General features: G+C 62.6%; 13 protein-coding genes. All 13 read left to right on the plus strand.

Translation table 11 applies throughout. The features are described from left to right. Positions 1–6: 6 nt before the first annotated feature. Positions 7–1,650 (plus strand): 3-(methylthio)propionyl-CoA ligase, encoded by a 1,644-nt coding sequence (locus tag CLU88_RS02580; protein WP_099655257.1) that lies wholly within the window; start codon positions 7–9, stop codon positions 1,648–1,650. A gap of 133 nt (positions 1,651–1,783) precedes the next feature. Beyond that, the gene (locus CLU88_RS02585; RefSeq protein ID WP_099655258.1) at positions 1,784–3,016 is read left to right on the plus strand and encodes a branched-chain amino acid ABC transporter substrate-binding protein; all 1,233 of its coding nucleotides are present in this window, start codon (positions 1,784–1,786) and stop codon (positions 3,014–3,016) included. 68 nt (positions 3,017–3,084) lie between these two features. Next, positions 3,085–4,038 carry a branched-chain amino acid ABC transporter permease gene (locus CLU88_RS02590; protein ID WP_099655259.1) on the plus strand — a complete coding sequence of 318 codons (954 nt, stop codon included), beginning with the start codon at positions 3,085–3,087 and terminating at the stop codon, positions 4,036–4,038. A gap of 4 nt (positions 4,039–4,042) precedes the next feature. Next, positions 4,043–5,371: a branched-chain amino acid ABC transporter permease gene (locus CLU88_RS02595; RefSeq protein ID WP_099655260.1), complete on the plus strand. Its 1,329-nt coding sequence runs from the start codon at positions 4,043–4,045 to the stop codon at positions 5,369–5,371. 2 nt (positions 5,372–5,373) lie between these two features. Beyond that, on the plus strand, positions 5,374–6,159 hold the full coding sequence (locus CLU88_RS02600; protein ID WP_099655261.1) for an ABC transporter ATP-binding protein: 786 nt from the start codon (positions 5,374–5,376) through the stop codon (positions 6,157–6,159). Between the two features lie 3 nt (positions 6,160–6,162). Beyond that, a complete protein-coding gene (locus CLU88_RS02605; RefSeq protein ID WP_099655262.1) occupies positions 6,163–6,858 on the plus strand; it encodes an ABC transporter ATP-binding protein in 696 nt (231 codons plus the stop codon). 303 nt (positions 6,859–7,161) lie between these two features. Beyond that, complete coding sequence (locus CLU88_RS02610; protein ID WP_099655263.1) at positions 7,162–8,811, plus strand: oleate hydratase; 1,650 nt, start codon at positions 7,162–7,164, stop codon at positions 8,809–8,811. Positions 8,812–9,009: 198 nt separating this feature from the next. Continuing rightward, a complete protein-coding gene (locus CLU88_RS02615; protein ID WP_099655264.1) occupies positions 9,010–11,109 on the plus strand; it encodes a 3-hydroxyacyl-CoA dehydrogenase NAD-binding domain-containing protein in 2,100 nt (699 codons plus the stop codon). Positions 11,110–11,148: 39 nt separating this feature from the next. Further along, positions 11,149–12,324 (plus strand): acetyl-CoA C-acyltransferase, encoded by a 1,176-nt coding sequence (locus CLU88_RS02620; protein ID WP_099655265.1) that lies wholly within the window; start codon positions 11,149–11,151, stop codon positions 12,322–12,324. Between the two features lie 144 nt (positions 12,325–12,468). Then, the gene (locus CLU88_RS02625; protein WP_099655266.1) at positions 12,469–14,340 is read left to right on the plus strand and encodes an acyl-CoA dehydrogenase; all 1,872 of its coding nucleotides are present in this window, start codon (positions 12,469–12,471) and stop codon (positions 14,338–14,340) included. 184 nt (positions 14,341–14,524) lie between these two features. Then, positions 14,525–15,322, plus strand: coding sequence for an SDR family oxidoreductase (locus CLU88_RS02630; RefSeq protein WP_099655267.1), 798 nt, complete (start codon positions 14,525–14,527; stop codon positions 15,320–15,322). A 166-nt stretch (positions 15,323–15,488) separates the two neighbouring features. Continuing rightward, entirely contained in the window at positions 15,489–15,920 is a 432-nt protein-coding gene (locus CLU88_RS02635; RefSeq protein ID WP_099655268.1) for a PaaI family thioesterase, read from the plus strand. Between the two features lie 82 nt (positions 15,921–16,002). Further along, positions 16,003–17,019, plus strand: a complete 1,017-nt coding sequence (locus CLU88_RS02640) for an NADP-dependent oxidoreductase (RefSeq protein ID WP_099655269.1) — start codon at positions 16,003–16,005, stop codon at positions 17,017–17,019. Positions 17,020–17,104 lie beyond the last annotated feature (85 nt).

Consider the following 17,104-nt stretch of genomic DNA (forward strand, 5'->3'; position numbering starts at 1 on the left):
GTCAACATGCTGGGCCTGATGCAGAGCCAACCGCTGCTCATTTCGTCATTGATCGAGTTTGCAGAGCGCCACCACGGTGACGCGGAAATCGTCTCCCGCCGGGTCGAAGGCGATATCCACCGCTACACCTACCGTGATTTGGCGGCACGCTCGCGCCGCCTGGCCAATGCACTGGATGCCATGAAGCTGCAGTTCAGCGACCGGGTGGCCACCCTGGCCTGGAACGGCTACCGCCACATGGAGATGTACTTTGGCGTGAGTGGCTCGGGCCGCGTGCTGCACACCATCAACCCCCGCCTGCACCCCGACCAGATCGCCTGGATCGTGAACCACGCCGAGGACCAGGTGTTGTGCTTTGACATGAGCTTTTTGCCCCTGGTGCAGGCCGTGCACGCGCGCTGCCCCACCGTCAAGCAATGGGTGGCACTGTGTGATGCCGACAAGTTGCCCGCCGACACCGGCGTGCCCGGCCTGGTGAGTTACGAGGCCTGGATTGGCCAGCACAGCACCGACTACGCCTGGCCCGAGTTCGACGAAAACTCGGCATCGAGCATGTGCTACACCAGCGGCACCACGGGCAACCCCAAGGCAGCGCTGTACAGCCACCGCTCCACCACGCTGCATGCCTACGCGGCGGCGCTGCCCGATGTGATGTGCATGTCGGCCCGCGATGCCGTTTTGCCCGTGGTGCCCATGTTCCACGTCAATGCCTGGGGCATCCCGTATTCGGCGGCGCTCACGGGCTGCAAGCTGGTGTTCCCCGGGCCTGCACTCGACGGCAAATCGGTGTACGAGTTGATCGAAGCCGAGCAAGTGACCTACGCTGCTGGCGTGCCCACCGTGTGGCAGATGCTGCTGGGGCACATGAAGCCCGAAGGGCTCAGGTTCTCCTCGCTCAAACGCACGGTGATTGGGGGCTCGGCCTGCCCACCCGCCATGATCACGGCCTTCCAGGAGGTGTACGGCGTCACGGTGCTGCATGCCTGGGGCATGACCGAGATGAGCCCGCTGGGCACCCTGTGCACCTTGAAGAACAAGCACCTGTCGCTGCCCAAGGATGAGCAGATGAAGATCGTGCAAAAGCAGGGCCGCGCGATCTATGGCGTGGACATGAAGATCGTGGGCGGCGATGGCGAAGAGCTGCCCTGGGACGGCAAAACCTATGGCGACCTGCTGGTTAAGGGCCCCTGGATCGTGGGCAGCTACTTCAAGGGCGAGGGCGGTAACCCGCTCGTCAAAGATGCGCAGGGCCGGGGCTGGTTCCCCACGGGCGATGTGGCCACCATCGATGCCGATGGTTTCATGCAGATCACTGACCGCAGCAAGGACGTTATCAAGTCGGGCGGCGAATGGATCAGTTCCATCGACATTGAAAACATCGCCATGGCGCACCCTTCCATCCAGATGGCGGCGTGCGTGGGCATGCCCCACCCCAAGTGGGACGAGCGCCCCATCGTGGCCGTGGTCAAGCGCCCAGGCACCGAAGTCAGCCGTGAAGAGTTGCTGGCTTTCTATGAAGGCAAGACCGCCAAGTGGCAGATCCCGGACGACGTGGTGTTTGTCGATGCCATCCCGATTGGGGCCACCGGCAAGATGCTCAAGACCAAACTGCGCGAGCAACTCAAGGACTACAAGCTGCCGGGCCTTTGAGTGTTTGAGGGGAGTCGTACGCCGCGTTGGTGCTGCCAGTCGCGTGCGCGATAGCTGCTAGGGGCAATCCCTGAGCGTTCAGGGATTGCAACGCGGTACTCTGCGTCGTGTCGATTTACAAGGAGACAAGACCATGAGATTTGCTATCAAGGCTGTAGCGGCTTCCGTCCTTCTGGTGAGCGCTGGCGCGGTTTTTGCCCAAAAGGGTGAGACGGTCAAAATCGCTTGGCTCGACCCCCTCTCGGGCTTGATGGCAGCGGTGGGAACCAACCAGCTCAAGAGCTTCCAGTTCCTGGCCGAAGAGTTCAACAAAAAGAACCCTGCTGGCGTCAAATTTGAAATCATTGGAATCGACAACAAACTCAGCCCCCAGGAAACCACCAGCGCCTTGCGCTCGGCCATGGACCAGGGCGCACGCTATGTCGTGCAAGGCAACGGCTCGGGCCCAGCCCTGGCCATCATGGACGCGCTGGAAAAGCACAACGCCCGCAACCCTGGCAAGGAAGTGCTGTTCCTGAACTACGCGGCCGTGGACCCTGACCTCACCAACAGCAAGTGCAGCTACTGGCACTTCCGCCTGGATGCCGATACCTCCATGAAGATGGAGGCGCTGACCACCTACATGAAAGACCTGCCCGAGGTCAAAAAGGTCTACCTGATCAACCAGAACTATTCGCACGGCCAGCAGGTGTCGAAGTTCGCCAAGGAGATGATGGCGCGCAAGCGCCCCGATGTGCAGTTTGTGGGGGACGACTTGCACCCTCTGGCGCAGGTGCGTGACTTTGCGCCCTACATTGCCAAGATCAAACAGTCGGGTGCCGACAGTGTCATCACCGGCAACTGGGGCTCAGACTTGGCGCTGCTCATCAAGGCCGCCAACGATGCAGGCCTGAACAACGTCAACTTCTACACCTACTATGGCTCGGTCACTGGCAGCCCCACCGCCATGGGATCGGCTGCGGCAGGCCGCGTGTACATGGTGGCCTATGCCCACATGAACCTGCCGGGCGAGCTGAACAAGATCGTGCTGGATTACAAGAAGAAGTTCAACGACGACATGTACACCGGCTCGGTCTACCATGCCTTCACCATGCTGTCGGAAGGCTTCGTCAAAGCCAAGTCCACCGATCCGGTGAAGGTGGCTGCGGTGTTTGAGGGAATGAAGTTCAAGAGCTTCAATGGTGAGGTCGAGATGCGCAAGACCGACCACCAGTTGCAGCAAGGCCTGTTCATCTCCAAGTGGGAAAAGGCCAATGACAAATTCCCGATCGACTCGGAAAACACCGGCTACACCTTTGTGCCCGTGAAGTATTACGAGCCCTACGTGGCCAGCACGCCCACTTCGTGCCAGATGAAGCGCCCTTGAGTTTGGCGGCTTAGCTTCGAGGCCCGACATACTCGGGCCTTTTTTTTACCCAGCAATGAAAAATTCCCATGAATCTTGAGTTTTTCGTGATCTCTTTGCTCAACGGCGTCAGCTACGGGCTGTTGCTGTTCATGCTGAGTTCAGGCCTCACGCTGATCTTCAGCATGATGGGAGTGCTCAACTTCGCGCACACCAGCTTCTACATGCTGGGGGCCTATTTCGCATTCACCATCTCCAGCGTGGTGGGCTTTTGGCCTGCGCTGGTGCTGGCGCCCCTGGTGGTGTTTGCGCTGGGCGCGGCCTTTGAGCGCTACTGCCTGCGCCGGGTGCACAAGTTCGGCCATGTGCCAGAGCTGCTGGTGACGTTCGGGCTGTCGTACCTGATCCTGGAGCTGGTGCAGCTGGTGTGGGGGCGCTCTACCGTGCCTTATGGCCTGCCAGAGCAACTGCAAGGGCCGCTGTTTACGCTGTATGGCACGCAGTTCCCCAAGTCCCGTTCGTTTGTGATGCTGGTGGCTTTGTTGATGTTGGTGTCGGTGTGGTTGCTGCTTACCCGCACGCGCATTGGTCTGGTGATTCAGGCGGCGCTGAAATACCCCGAAATGGTGGAGGCGCTGGGCCACAACGTGCCGCGCGTGTTCATGCTGGTGTTTGGCGGAGGCGCTGCGCTGGCCGGGCTGGCGGGCGTGATTGGTGGCAACACCTACGTGACTGAGCCCGCCATGGCGGCCTCGGTGGGCTCCATCATTTTTGTGGTGGTGGTGGTGGGGGGCATGGGCTCGCTGGCCGGGGCGTTTTTGGCGTCGCTGCTCATTGGCCTGGTGCAGACCTTTGCTGTGGCGCTCGACTATTCCCTGATCCACGCCTTCAAGCTGGTGGGCGTTGCGGTGACCGAGCAAACTTTTGGCTACCCGGTGCTCAAGCTCACCATTTCGCAGGTGGCGCCCATCCTGCCGTACCTGTTTTTGGTGCTGATTTTGATCTTCCGTCCCAAGGGCCTGCTGGGCACCCGCGAGGACTGACCCCATGAATAACTCCAAACCCACAACGGCCGCTGCTGGCCCCGTTTCCTACTACCGCTTCAAGCCCTTGAACGTGGGGCGCTTCGTGATCTGGGCCCTGTTTGCCGTGGCACTCATCGTTGCGCCCATGCTGTTTCGCAGCAGCCTGGCGCTGACCATGCTCTCGCAGATCGGCTACCTCATCATCATCTGCCTGTCCTACAACATGCTGCTGGGGCAGGGCGGCATGCTCAGCTTTGGGCATGCGGTGTACACGGGGCTGGGCTCGTTCATTGCCATCCATGCCATGAACATGGCCACCAAAAGCTCGGGGGGCATTCCGCTGGTGCTGATCCCCGTGGTGGGGGGCTTGGCGGGGGCGTTCTTTGCCACCTTGCTCGGCTTTGTCACCACCAAAAAATCGGGCACCACCTTTGCCATGATCACCTTGGGTGTGGGCGAGCTGGTGGCTTCCATGGCGCTGATGTTCCCGGAGTTCTTCGGAGGCGAGGGCGGTATCACCACCGACCGGGTGTACGGCCAGTCGTTCTTTGGCATCAGCTTCGGGCCTGCCATTCAGGTGTACTACCTCATCGCCGCCTACTGCTTTGTGTGCACGGCGGCCATGTTTGCCTTCACCGGCACCCCGCTGGGGCGCATCCTCAACGCCGTGCGCGATAACCCCGAGCGTGTCGAATTCATCGGCTACAACACGCAGCGTGTGCGCTATTTCGCTTTCATCATTGCGGGCTTCTTTGCCGGTATTGGCGGGGGCTTGGCCACCATCAACTTTGAAATCATCACCGGCGCCGACAGCCTGAGCGTGATCCGCTCGGGCGGCTACCTGCTCTTCACCTTCCTGGGTGGGGCCACATTCTTCTTCGGCCCCATCATCGGTGCGGTGCTGCTGGTGCTGGCCTCGGTGCTGTTGTCTGAGTTGTCCAAGGCTTGGCTCTTGTACCTGGGGCTGGTGTTCCTGTTCATGGTGATGTACGCACCCGGCGGCATTGCCAGCCTGATCATGATGAACCTGCGCCTGGCCAAATACGGCAAGCTGCGCCCGCTGTGGTCTTCTTACCTGGGGCTGGCTGGCACAGGCCTGGTGGCGGTGATGGGCGCGGCCTGCATGGTGGAGATGACCTACCACCTGCAGCTCAATGCGGCCCTGGGGCCAGAGATGAACTTTCTGGGCGCCACCATCAACGCCAAGGGCTTGACCAGCTGGTTTGGTGCGGGTTTTGTGATGCTGACAGGGGCCGGGCTGTTTGAGCTGTGCCGTCGGCAGTTTGCCAAGCAGTGGGGCTCCATTCAGGAAGAGATTGAACATGAAATCAAACGCGGGGAGGCTTTGTGACCATGGCGGCTGACAACGCAACCTACGCGCTGGAACTGCGCGACCTGCGCAAGAGTTTTGGCAAGACCGAGATCATTCGAGGGGCGAACTTGGCGGTGGCGCCGGGCGAACGGGTGGCCATCATCGGCCCTAACGGCGCAGGCAAGTCCACGCTGTTCAACCTCATCAGTGGGCGCTTTGCGCCCACCAGTGGCGACGTGATCTTGAACGGCCAGCGCATCAACGGCCTGGCCCCGTACGAGATCAACCGCAAGGGGCTGTCCCGCAGTTTCCAGATCACCAACATCTTCCCCAAGCTGTCGGTGTTTGAAAACCTGCGCTGCGGGGTGCTGTGGAGCATGGGCTACAAGTACACCTTCTTGCGTTTTCTCTCCAATCTTGACGACGCCAACGAGCGCGCCAAAGAGTTGATGGAGATGATCAAGCTCGACAAGAAACGCGACACGCTGGCGATGAACCTGACCTACGCCGAGCAGCGTGCGCTGGAGATCGGCATCACCATCGCAGGCGGTGCCAACGTGATCTTGCTCGACGAGCCCACCGCAGGCATGAGCAAGAGCGAAACCACGCGCTTCATTCGCCTCATCAAGGAAGTGACCGTGGGCCGAACCCTGCTGACGGTAGAGCACGACATGGGCGTGGTGTTTGGCCTGGCCGACAAGATCGCTGTGGTGGTCTATGGCGAGGTGATTGCGTTTGACACCCCCGAGAAGGTGCGGGCCAACCAGCGCGTGCAAGAGGCCTACCTTGGCTCGGCCGTGGCAGACGCACAGGGAGCGGGACACTGACTTATGCTGAAAATCGACAACCTTCACGCCTACTACGGCAAAAGCCATGTGCTGCATGGCGTCAGCTTTGAAGTGCAACCCGGCGAGATTGTGGCGCTGCTGGGGCGCAACGGCTCGGGCCGCTCCACCACCGCCAAGGCCATCATGGGGCTGGTGGACTGGGAGGGCACGCTGCAATGGAAAGGGCAGAACCTCAACGGCAAAAAGGCCTACGAGATTGCCCACCTGGGCCTGGGCTATGTGCCCGAGAGCCGCGACGTGTTCCCCAACCTCACGGTGCACCAGAACCTGCTGCTCGGGCAAAAGGGCAGTGGCAAAGGCAGCCGCTGGTCGTTTGACGACATGTACGAAATGTTCCCCCGGCTCAAAGAGCGCCAGCACACCGAGGCGGGCGTGATGTCTGGCGGTGAGCAGCAAATGCTGACGCTGTGCCGTACCCTCATGGGCGACCCCGACCTCATCATCATCGACGAGCCCACCGAAGGCCTGGCGCCCAAGATCGTGGAGCTGGTGGGACAGTACCTGCAGACGCTGAAAGCCAGGGGCATCTCGGTGCTGCTCATTGAGCAAAAGCTCACCATCGCCATGACCATCTCTGACCGCGCGCTGGTCATGGGCCATGGCTCCATCGTGTTCCAGGGCACGCCCGACAGCCTGCGGGCGGACAACTACATCCGCAAGGAGTGGCTGGAGGTTTGATTACCCCATCGGTTTGTCAGTGCGAGTGACTTCAAGCCTCGGCATCGCTGCTGGGGCTTTTTTTTGCCCTGCGCGCCTTTGTCTTGATCTGTGTCGGGAACTTGTTTTTTGAGCGCTGTGATGTCACGGCAATGACCGCGCGCAGGCGTATAAATCCTCTATCGCCTGCGTTTGGCTCTTTGCCAACGGGCGACCTGGGCACCCGCAGGCCGCATAGCCACAGGGCATGGCCACCCGCCTGATTGCCTTGAAGCCCCCGGCGCTTCGCGGATGTTCAACCTACCTAAGGGACGTCAGAAGCACATGAAAAAGCACACCAAAAACCCATCTCCCGCCAATCCCCAAACTGCCCAGCTGTGGATCGTGGGGGGCGGCATCGCAGGCATGTCTGTGGCCGCCTTTGCCATCCGCGATGGCAAGGTGCCCGCCAGCCACATCCACATTCTGGAAGAAACGGGCATGCCCGGTGGCTCGCTCGATGGCGGTGCCGCACCCAATGCACCCGCGCCCCAGACCTGGGTGACGCGCGGCGGCCGCATGTTGACCGACGAAACCTACCTGTGCCTGTGGGACTTGTTTGAGGGCATTCCCTCGCTGGAAGACCCCACCGTGTCGGTGCGCGAAGAGTGCCGCCAGTTCAATGCCCGCGTGCACACCCATGCCCAGGCCCGCCTGATCGATGCCCAGCATGTGATTGCCGATGCCCAGAAGCTGGGCCTGTCGATGGGGCACCGCGTGCAGATGCTGCGCCTGCTGGCCCTGACCGAGGCCCACATCGGCAGCCGCCGCATCGATGAGTTTTTTGACGAAGCGTTTTTCCAGACCCATTTCTGGCGCATGTGGCGCACCACTTTTGCCTTCCAGAAGTGGCACAGCGCCATTGAGCTGCGCCGTTACTTCCTGCGATTTGTGCAAGAGTTCTCGCGCATCCACACCCTGGCGGGCGTCAAACGCACCAAGTACAACCAGTACGACTCGATGGTCGTGCCGCTGCAGCGCTGGCTGATGGAGCAGGGCGTGGACGTGCGCTTTGGCCACCGGGTGACCGACGCCAGCTTTGCCACCCAGAGCGATGGCACCCGCCGAGCCACGGCGCTGCAGGTGCAAACGGTGCAGGGCGGTGTCGGTGGTGTGGCCACAGACACCACGCTGGACCTGGGTGCAGACGACCTGGCTTTCTTTACCCTGGGTTCCATCACCTCGGACGCACGCTACGGCGGCAACGACGACGTTCCGGCCCTGGTGCGTGGCCGCGAGGACCACGGCTGGGCGCTGTGGGAAAAGATCGCGCAGAAGGCCCCTGACTTTGGCCGCCCTGCGGCGTTCTGCGGCAATGTGGACGAGCACAAGTGGGAGTCGTTCACCCTCACCATGCGCGACGACCGGCTGCTGCAGCGCATCACCGAATACTCGGGCAACAAGCCTGGCACGGGCGCCCTGATGACCTGGTACGAGTCGGGCTGGCACCTGTCGGTGGTGGTGCCGCACCAGCCGCATTTTCATGGCCAGGCCGATGGCACTTACACCCTGTGGGGCTATGGCTTTCAAGTGGACAACGAGGGCGACTACGTGCGCAAGCCCATGTCGCAGGCCACGGGCCGTGAAATCCTCACCGAGCTGATTCACCAGATGGGCTTTGACGACCTGCTCGAACATGTGCTGGCCACCACCGACGTGACCACCGTGATGATGCCCTATGCCTCGGCCCTGTTTGCCTGCCGCGCGCCGGGCGACCGGCCCCTGGTGCTGCCCGAGGGCTCGCAGAACTTCGCCTTCCTCGGCCAGTTTGTCGAGATGGAAGAGGATGTGGTGTTCACGGTGGAATATTCGGTGCGCTGCGCGATGGTGGCCACCTACCACCTGCTGGGCATTGAGCGGGAGATCCCAGCCATCTACAACGGCATGCTGGACCCCAAGGTGGGGCTGCATGCGCTAGAAGCCGCCTTCCGCTGAAACGACGCCCCCGAATGCACTGCAAAAGCCCCTTGCGAGGGGCTTTTTGCATGGGGACGCGGGTTCAATTCCCGCCGTCGCACTCAATCTTGTCCCGGGCGGGACAAACAGATACCCCCTGTCACTGGCAAAGTCACAGAGAGCCTCTACAATAAAATCGCACGACCGTTCTTTTTCATTCTTCCAAGGGACAACAGCATGACCGCTGAATACAAAGTCCACGGCTCTGTTGCCGTGATCACCCTGTCAAACCCTCCCGTCAACGGGCTCGGTCTGGCCACCCGCCAAGGCATTGTGGACGGGCTTGCGCGCGCCAATGCCGATGCGGCCGTGAAGTCCATCGTCATCACCGGCGCTGGCGGCGCCTTCTCAGGCGGTGCGGACATCAAGGAGTTCGGCACCGACAAATCGCTGCAAGAACCCAATCTGCTGTCGGTCATTCTGGCGGTTGAAAACTCGGACAAGCCCGTCGTGGCGGCCATGCACACCGTGGCCATGGGTGGAGGCCTGGAGCTGGCCCTGGGCTGCCACTACCGCATTGCGGCGCCTGGCTGCTCCATTGCGCTGCCTGAAGTGAAGCTGGGCCTGATCCCAGGTGCAGGCGGCACACAGCGCTTGCCCCGCGTGATCGGCGTGGAAGCTGCGCTCAACCTGATCGTGAGTGGCGAGCCCGTCAAGAGCGAAATGATCGCCGGTGTGCCCGGCCAGAAGCTGTTCGACAAACTGGCTGCCTCGCCAGAATCCCTGGCCGAAGAAGCCCTGGCATTTGCCCAAAGCGTGCAAGACGCCCGCCCCCTGCCGCTGGTGCGCAACTTCCCTTGCAAGCACCCTGAAGGCGATGCGTACTTCCAGTTTGCACGCAACATGGTCAAAGGCATGGCCAAAAACTACCCCGCGCCCGCCAAGTGCGTGGACGCTGTGGAAGCCGCTACCAAGAAGAAGTTTGCCGAAGGCATGCTGGTCGAGCGCGAGATTTTCATCAACCTGATGTGGACCCCCGAGTGCCGCGCACTGCGCCACCTCTTCGTGGCCGAGCGCGCTGCCTCCAAGATTCCGGATGTGCCATCGGACACCCCCAAGCGCGCAATCTCCGCCGTGGCCGTGATTGGTGCGGGCACCATGGGCGGCGGCATCGCCATGAACTTCCTGAATGCAGGCCTGCCCGTCAAGATTCTGGAGACCAAGCAGGAAGCTCTGGACCGTGGCATCGCCACGATCCAAAAGAACTACGAAGCCCAGGTCAAGAAGGGCAAGCTCAAGCAAGACAAATACGAGCAACGCATGGCGCTGCTGAGCACCACGCTGAGCTACGACGACCTCAAGGACGCGGACCTGGTCATCGAAGCCGTGTTTGAAGAAATCGGTGTCAAGGAAGCCGTCTTCAAGCAGCTTGACGCGGTGATGAAGCCCGGCGCGATCCTGGCCTCCAACACCTCCACGCTGGACGTGGACAAGATCGCATCGTTCACCCAGCGCCCGCAGGACGTGGTGGGCATGCACTTCTTCAGCCCTGCCAACGTGATGAAGCTGCTGGAAGTGGTGCGCGGCAAGGCTACGGCCAAGGACGTGCTGGCCACCGTGATGGCAATCGCCAAGAAGATCAAGAAGACCGCCGTGGTCTCGGGCGTGTGCGATGGGTTCATTGGCAACCGCATGATCGAGCGCTACAGCCAGCAAGCCGGCTTTTTGCTGGACGAAGGCTGCACGCCCCAGCAGGTGGACAAGGCCGTCGAGAAGTTTGGCTTTGCCATGGGCCCCTTCCGCATGGGCGACCTAGCGGGCAACGACATTGGCTGGGCCATTCGCAAGCGCCGCTACACCGAAAAGCCCGACATGAAGTACAGCAAGACGGCAGACCTGCTGTGCGAGAAGGGCCGCTTTGGCCAGAAGACGGGCGCGGGCTGGTACGACTACGTGCCCGGCAAGCGCGACGCCATCCCCAATGCCGAGGTGGTGCAGATGATTGAAGACCACCGCAAGGCACAAGGCATCACGCCGCGCAAGATTTCGGACGACGAAATCGTGCAGCGCCTGGTGTTCGCACTGGTCAACGAAGGCGCGCACATCCTGGAAGACGGCATTGCCAGCAAGTCCGGCGACATCGACATGGTGTACCTGACCGGCTACGGCTTCCCCATCCACCGTGGCGGCCCTATGCACTACGCCAGCGAGGTGGGCCTGTTCAACGTGGTGCAAGCCATGAACCGCTTCGCCAAGAACCCGCTGGACGATGCCGCGTTCTGGACGCCTGCTCCGCTGCTGGCCAAGCTGGCCGCCGAAGGCAAGGCCTTCCAGTAAGCCGCACGCGCACCCTTCCAAAGAATCAAAGGAATTCACATGACATCCGCAGTGATTGTTTCCACCGCCCGCACCCCGCTTGCCAAAAGCTGGAAGGGTTCCTTCAACATGACGCACGGCGCCACCTTGGGCGGCCATGCCGTGCAGCACGCCGTGCAGCGCGCCGGCATTGACGGCGCCGATGTGGACGACGTCATCATGGGCTGCGCCACACCCGAAGGTGCCACCGGCAGCAACATCGCGCGCCAGATTGCGCTCAAAGCGGGCTTGCCCATCACGGCTTCGGGCGTCACCGTCAACCGCTTTTGCTCGTCAGGTTTGCAGACCATCGCCATGGCCGCCCAGCGCATCATCGCGGGCGAGGCCGATGTGTTCGTGGCCGGTGGTGTGGAGAGCATCTCTTGCGTGCAGCAAGAGATGAACCTGCACATGATCCAGGACCTGGCCCTGGCCAAGCAAAAGCCCGAGATCTACTGGAGCATGCTGCAGACCGCCGAACAAGTGGCCAAGCGCTACAACATCGGCCGCGAAGCCATGGACGAATATGGTGCGGGCAGCCAGCAAAAGGCCTGTGCTGCGCAGGCCAACGGCCTGTTTGATGCAGAAATTGCGCCCATCACCGTCACCGCAGGCATTGCCGACAAGACGCTGGGCCTGATCACCAAGCAAGTCACTGTGAGCCGCGACGAAGGTACGCGCGAAGGCACGACGGTGGAGGCCATCAGTGGCCTGCGCTCTGCGCTGCCAGGCGGCCTGATTTCCGCCGGCAATGCCAGCCAGTTCAGTGACGGTGCCGGTGCCTGCGTGCTGACCAGCGAAGACTATGCGAGCAAGAAGGGCCTCAAGCCCCTGGGCCGTTTCCTCGGCTTTGCGGTGGCCGGATGCGAGCCCGACGAAATGGGCATTGGCCCTGTGTTTGCCGTGCCCAAGGTGCTCAAGAAGCTGGGTCTCAAGGTGGAGGACATCGACCTGTGGGAGCTGAACGAAGCCTTTGCCGTGCAAGTGCTGTACTGCCGCGACAAGCTGGGCATCCCGGCCGACCGCCTGAACGTGAACGGCGGCGCCATCGCCCTGGGCCACCCTTACGGTGTGTCGGGCCAGCGCCTCACGGGCCACGCCCTCATTGAAGGCAAGCGCCGTGGCGCCAAGCGCGTGTGCGTGACCATGTGCATTGGCGGCGGCATGGGCGCTGCGGGTATCTTCGAAGTGTTCTGACCCCATGGTCGTAGAGACCCCGTGCACGGTCTGCTGTTTGCAGTAGCGCCGTGACGGGGTTTTTTATGGATTTGTTTGCTCCTGTTTTTATAGCTGTTTGCGCTTTATAGATAAGCGCTAGAGGCTATTTTTAATGTAAATGCCATGAGCCTGCGCCCCACCGTTGACTTCCTGCTGTACCAGTGGCTCGATGCCGAGAAGCTGCAAGCGCGCGAGCGTTTTGCAGACCACTCCCGCGAAACCTTCGACGCGGTGCTGGACACCTCCGAGCGCATCGCCCGCGAGAAGTACGCGCCGTTCAACCGGCTGGTCGATCTGGAAGAGCCGCGCACCGAGACCGAGCCCGATGGCACGCTGCGCGTGGTGCTGCCGCAGGCCACGCACGAGGCGCGCCGCGCCTACGCCGAGTCCGGCCTGCTGAGCGCCGCGCAGGACTACGACATTGGCGGCATGCAGCTGCCCTACACGGTGGACGCTGCAGCCAACAGCTTCTTTGCCGTGGCGTCGATCAGCATTGGCTCCAACTTGCTCACAGCAGGCAATGCCAACCTGCTGATGGTGCACGGCACCGATCTGCAAAGGCAGGTGTTTGCGCTCAATGAATTCAATGGCCGCTGGGCGGGCACCATGTGCCTGTCAGAGCCGCAGGCAGGCTCGTCGCTGTCGGACGTGGCCACGCGCGCCGTGCCGGATGGGGCAGACTTTGAGGCCGACCCGCTGGGCCCGCGCTATCGCCTCAAGGGCAACAAGATGTGGATCAGCTCGGGCGACCATGAGCTGACGGAAAACATCGTGCACCTGGTGCTGGCCAAGATTCCGGGGCCAGACGGCAAGCTGGTGCCGGGTGTCAAAGGCATCTCGTTGTTCATCGTGCCCAAGAAGCTGGTGGACACCGAAGGCAACCTGACTGGCGAGCGCAACGACGTGGCGCTGGCAGGCCTGAACCACAAGCTGGGCTGGCGCGGCACCACCAACACACTGCTGAACTTTGGCGAAGGCAAGTACCCCGTGCGCGGCGGTGCGGGTGCTGTGGGTTACCTGGTGGGCAAGCCGGGCGATGGTCTCAAGTGCATGTTCCACATGATGAACGAGGCCCGCATTGGCATTGGCATGGCGGCGTCCATGCTGGGCCTGGCGGGCTACTACGCGAGCCTGGACTACGCCAAGAACCGGCCCCAGGGCCGCCCCATCCAGTCAAGCAGCGCCAGCGCTGCGGGCAAGGGCGGCAAGGACGCCAGCGCCCCCCAGGTGCGCTTGATTGAGCACGCAGACATCAAGCGCATGCTGCTGGCGCAAAAGGCCTATGGCGAGGGTGCCCTGGCGCTGAACCTGTACTGCGCGCTGCTGGTGGACGAGCAACACACGGGCACGCCCGAGTCGGCCGACGAGGCCCGCCTGCTGCTGGAGGTGCTCACCCCCATCGCCAAGAGCTGGCCCAGCGAGTGGTGCCTGGAGGCCAACAGCCTGGCCATTCAGATCCACGGTGGCTACGGCTACACGCGCGACTTCCCGGTGGAGCAGTACTGGCGCGACAACCGCCTGAACATGATCCACGAAGGCACGCACGGCATCCAGGCCATGGACCTGCTGGGCCGCAAGGTGCTGATGGAGGGCGGGCGCGGCTTGCAGCTGGTGGCGGGGCGCATCAACGCCACCATCGAGCGCGCCATCCAGGTGCCTGCACTGGCTGTGCATGCCAACGCCCTGGGGGCCGCGCTGGCCCAGGTGGGCGCCGCCACCAAGGCGGCCTGGGCCACGGGCGAGCCTAACGATGCGCTGGCCAATGCCGTGCCCTACATGCAGGCCTTTGGGCACACTGTGCTGGCCTGGGTGTGGCTGGACTTGGCCCTGGCCACGCTGGCGCATGACGCCGCCCTGGCGCAGCCCGCCAGCGTGGGCCGCATGGGCGCCATGCAGTTTTTCTTCCGCTACGAGCTGCCCAAGATCGGAGCCTGGCTGCAGGTGGTGAGCACGCGCGATGCCACCTGCGCGCAGATGCCGGAAGACGCGTTCTGATGCGTGGATGGCGGCGCTGCGGGGCCGCCCCGCACGCCGCAGGATCGCGCAGGCGACATGGCTGCGCGGCCTGCGTCACCACAATGTGCGGCAACCGCCAAAAAGGAGGCACCGCCATCGGCGCCCATTCCCTGTTTGCCGTGCCTGTTTGCCCGATTCGTTTGCATACCCAAGGAGACACACCATGACCCATCGCACCATCCAGCAACTTTTTGACCTCAAGGGCAAGACCGCTCTGGTCACCGGCGGCTCGCGCGGCCTCGGCCTGCAACTGGCCCACGCGCTGGGCGAAGCGGGCGCCAAGGTGCTGCTCAGCTCGCGCAAGGCGTCCGACCTGGAAGAGGCCGCCGCTGAGCTCAAAGCCGCGGGCATTGATGCACAATGGATTGCTGCCGACTGCGCCAATGAGGCCGACATCCGCAGCCTGGCCGACGAAGCCATCCGCCGCCTGGGCGGCCATGTGGACATCCTCGTGAACAACGCGGGCGCTGCCTGGGGCTCGCCTGCTGAAGACCACCCCGTGGACGCCTGGGACAAGGTGATGAACCTGAATGTGCGTGGCTATTTCATCCTGAGCCAGCACATTGCCAAGCACAGCATGATTGCCCGAAAACAAGGCAGCATCATCAACGTGGCGTCCATTGCGGGCCTGGGTGGCAACCCCAGCGGCATGAACACCATTGCCTACAACACCTCCAAGGGCGCGGTCATCAACTTCACCCGCGCGCTGGCGGCCGAATGGGGCAAGTACAACATCCGCGTCAATGCCATCTGCCCCGGCTTCTTCCCCAGCAAGATGACGGTGGGCACGCTCAAAGCCTTGGGCGAAGAAGCCCTGAAGGCAGGCGCTCCCCTGGGCCGCCTGGGTGACGATGAAGACCTCAAGGGCCTGTGCGTGCTGTATGCGTCGGACGCCGCCAAGCACATCACCGGCCAGTGGCTGGCGGTGGACGGTGGCGTGAGCGTAGTGACGGGCGGCTAGAGATAAAGTACAACCCCCTGAGGCGCTTTGCGCCTTCCCCCTTCTCTCGGCTGCGCCGGGAAGGGGGACACCGCCAGCGCGGCGGTGCGGCCGGCGTAGGCCCTTGCGCGGCGGTCGCAGGCCTGGGCCGCGCCGGTTTTATCCGCTTCACCCTTGAGGAAATACTTTGCTGAAATTCGGCGTTGAGATCCCCTTTGTCAGCCACCTCGGCTTTACGTTGCACCGCATGGAAGGCGGCGAGTCTGAGCTGCACTACGAGGCCAAGCCCGAGCACCTGAACTCGTTTGACGTGACGCATGGCGGCGCTTCGATGACGCTGCTGGACGTGACCATGGCCACGGCCGCGCGCAGCGAGACTCCGGAGATGGGCGTGGTCACCATCGAGATGAAGACCAGCTTCATGCAGCCCGCACGGGGCCCGCTGGTGGCCAAGGGGCGGCTCATCCACCGCACCGCCACCATGGCTTTCACCGAGGGCACCGTGTACGACGCGCAGGGCCGCGTGTGCAGCCATGCCACGGGTACCTTCAAGTACGTCAAGCGCCTGCCGGTGGATGGGCGCAGCGTCAACGGCCTCAAGGTCATTTCCACGGATTGACGTTTTGAATCAAATAGGCTTCTGGCGCAATCAATATAAGCGCTAGCAGCTATCTTTTTAATAGTGTTTGAGGAGTGTTTCCATGCCACGCAACCAGCAGATCGTTTTGGACAACCGCCCCCAGGGCGAGGCCGTTGCCAGCAACTTCAAGCTTGTCGCCACCGACACCCCCGCGCTGCAGCCCGGCCATGTGCTGGTGCGCCACCACTACCTGAGCCTGGACCCCTACATGCGCGGGCGCATGAACGAGAGCAAGAGCTACGCCGCGTCGCAGGCGCTGGGCGAGGTGATGATTGGCGGCACGGTGGGTGAGGTGGTGGAGAGCCAGAACCCCAAGTACGCCGTGGGCGACAAGGTGGTGGGCATGGGCGGCTGGCAGGAGTACAGCGTGGTCAATGCCGAGCAGCCTGGCGCGCTGCGCAAGGTCGATACGACCCATGTGCCGCTGTCGCACTATCTGGGCGCGGTGGGCATGCCTGGCGTGACGGCCTGGTACGGCCTGGTCAAGATCATCGCACCCAAGGAGGGCGACACCGTGGTGGTGAGCGCCGCCACCGGCGCCGTGGGCAGCGCCTTTGCCGCGCTGGCCAAAGCCCGTGGCTGCCGCGTGGTCGGCATTGCCGGGGGCGTGGACAAATGCCAGTACGCGGTGAGCGAGCTGGGCTTTGACGCCTGCATTGACTACAAGGTGCATGGCGACGTGAAAGCCATGTCCAAGGCGCTGAAAGAAGCCTGCCCCAACGGCATCGATGGCTACTTTGAAAACGTGGGCGGCTGGATCATGGACGCCGTCATGCTGCGCATGAACGCCTTCAGCCGCATTGCCCTGTGCGGCATGATCGCTGGCTACGACGGCGCACCCCTGCCCATGGCCAACCCCGCGCTCATGCTGATTAACCGCATGAAGGTCGAAGGCTTTATCGTGAGCGAGCACATGGAAGTGTGGCCCGAGGCGCTGAAGGAACTGGGCACGCTGGTGGGCACCGGCAAGCTGCGCCCGCGTGAGACGGTTGCCCAGGGCATTGCCGCCGCGCCCGAGGCGTTCTTGGGTCTGCTCAAAGGCAAGAACTTTGGCAAGCAACTGGTCAAGCTGGTATGAGGCACCCCCTGAGCCGCTTTGCGTCTTCCCCCTCCAGGGGGACGCCGCCCCTGCGGCGGGGCGGCCCTTGCACGGCGGCACTGGC

This window comes from Acidovorax sp. 56 (genome assembly GCF_002749705.1).
Classification (GTDB): Bacteria; Pseudomonadota; Gammaproteobacteria; order Burkholderiales; family Burkholderiaceae_C; genus Acidovorax.

Excerpts from the sequence above, each read along its gene's own strand:
- CLU88_RS02580 (WP_099655257.1), top strand. The coding sequence starts at position 7 with ATGCTGGGCCTGATGCAGAGCCAACCGCTGCTCATTTCGTCATTGATC.
- CLU88_RS02585 (WP_099655258.1), top strand. The coding sequence starts at position 1,784 with ATGAGATTTGCTATCAAGGCTGTAGCGGCTTCCGTCCTTCTGGTGAGC.
- CLU88_RS02590 (WP_099655259.1), top strand. The coding sequence starts at position 3,085 with ATGAATCTTGAGTTTTTCGTGATCTCTTTGCTCAACGGCGTCAGCTAC.
- CLU88_RS02595 (WP_099655260.1), top strand. The coding sequence starts at position 4,043 with ATGAATAACTCCAAACCCACAACGGCCGCTGCTGGCCCCGTTTCCTAC.
- CLU88_RS02600 (WP_099655261.1), top strand. The coding sequence starts at position 5,374 with ATGGCGGCTGACAACGCAACCTACGCGCTGGAACTGCGCGACCTGCGC.
- CLU88_RS02605 (WP_099655262.1), top strand. The coding sequence starts at position 6,163 with ATGCTGAAAATCGACAACCTTCACGCCTACTACGGCAAAAGCCATGTG.
- CLU88_RS02610 (WP_099655263.1), top strand. The coding sequence starts at position 7,162 with ATGAAAAAGCACACCAAAAACCCATCTCCCGCCAATCCCCAAACTGCC.
- CLU88_RS02615 (WP_099655264.1), top strand. The coding sequence starts at position 9,010 with ATGACCGCTGAATACAAAGTCCACGGCTCTGTTGCCGTGATCACCCTG.
- CLU88_RS02620 (WP_099655265.1), top strand. The coding sequence starts at position 11,149 with ATGACATCCGCAGTGATTGTTTCCACCGCCCGCACCCCGCTTGCCAAA.
- CLU88_RS02625 (WP_099655266.1), top strand. The coding sequence starts at position 12,469 with ATGAGCCTGCGCCCCACCGTTGACTTCCTGCTGTACCAGTGGCTCGAT.
- CLU88_RS02630 (WP_099655267.1), top strand. The coding sequence starts at position 14,525 with ATGACCCATCGCACCATCCAGCAACTTTTTGACCTCAAGGGCAAGACC.
- CLU88_RS02640 (WP_099655269.1), top strand. The coding sequence starts at position 16,003 with ATGCCACGCAACCAGCAGATCGTTTTGGACAACCGCCCCCAGGGCGAG.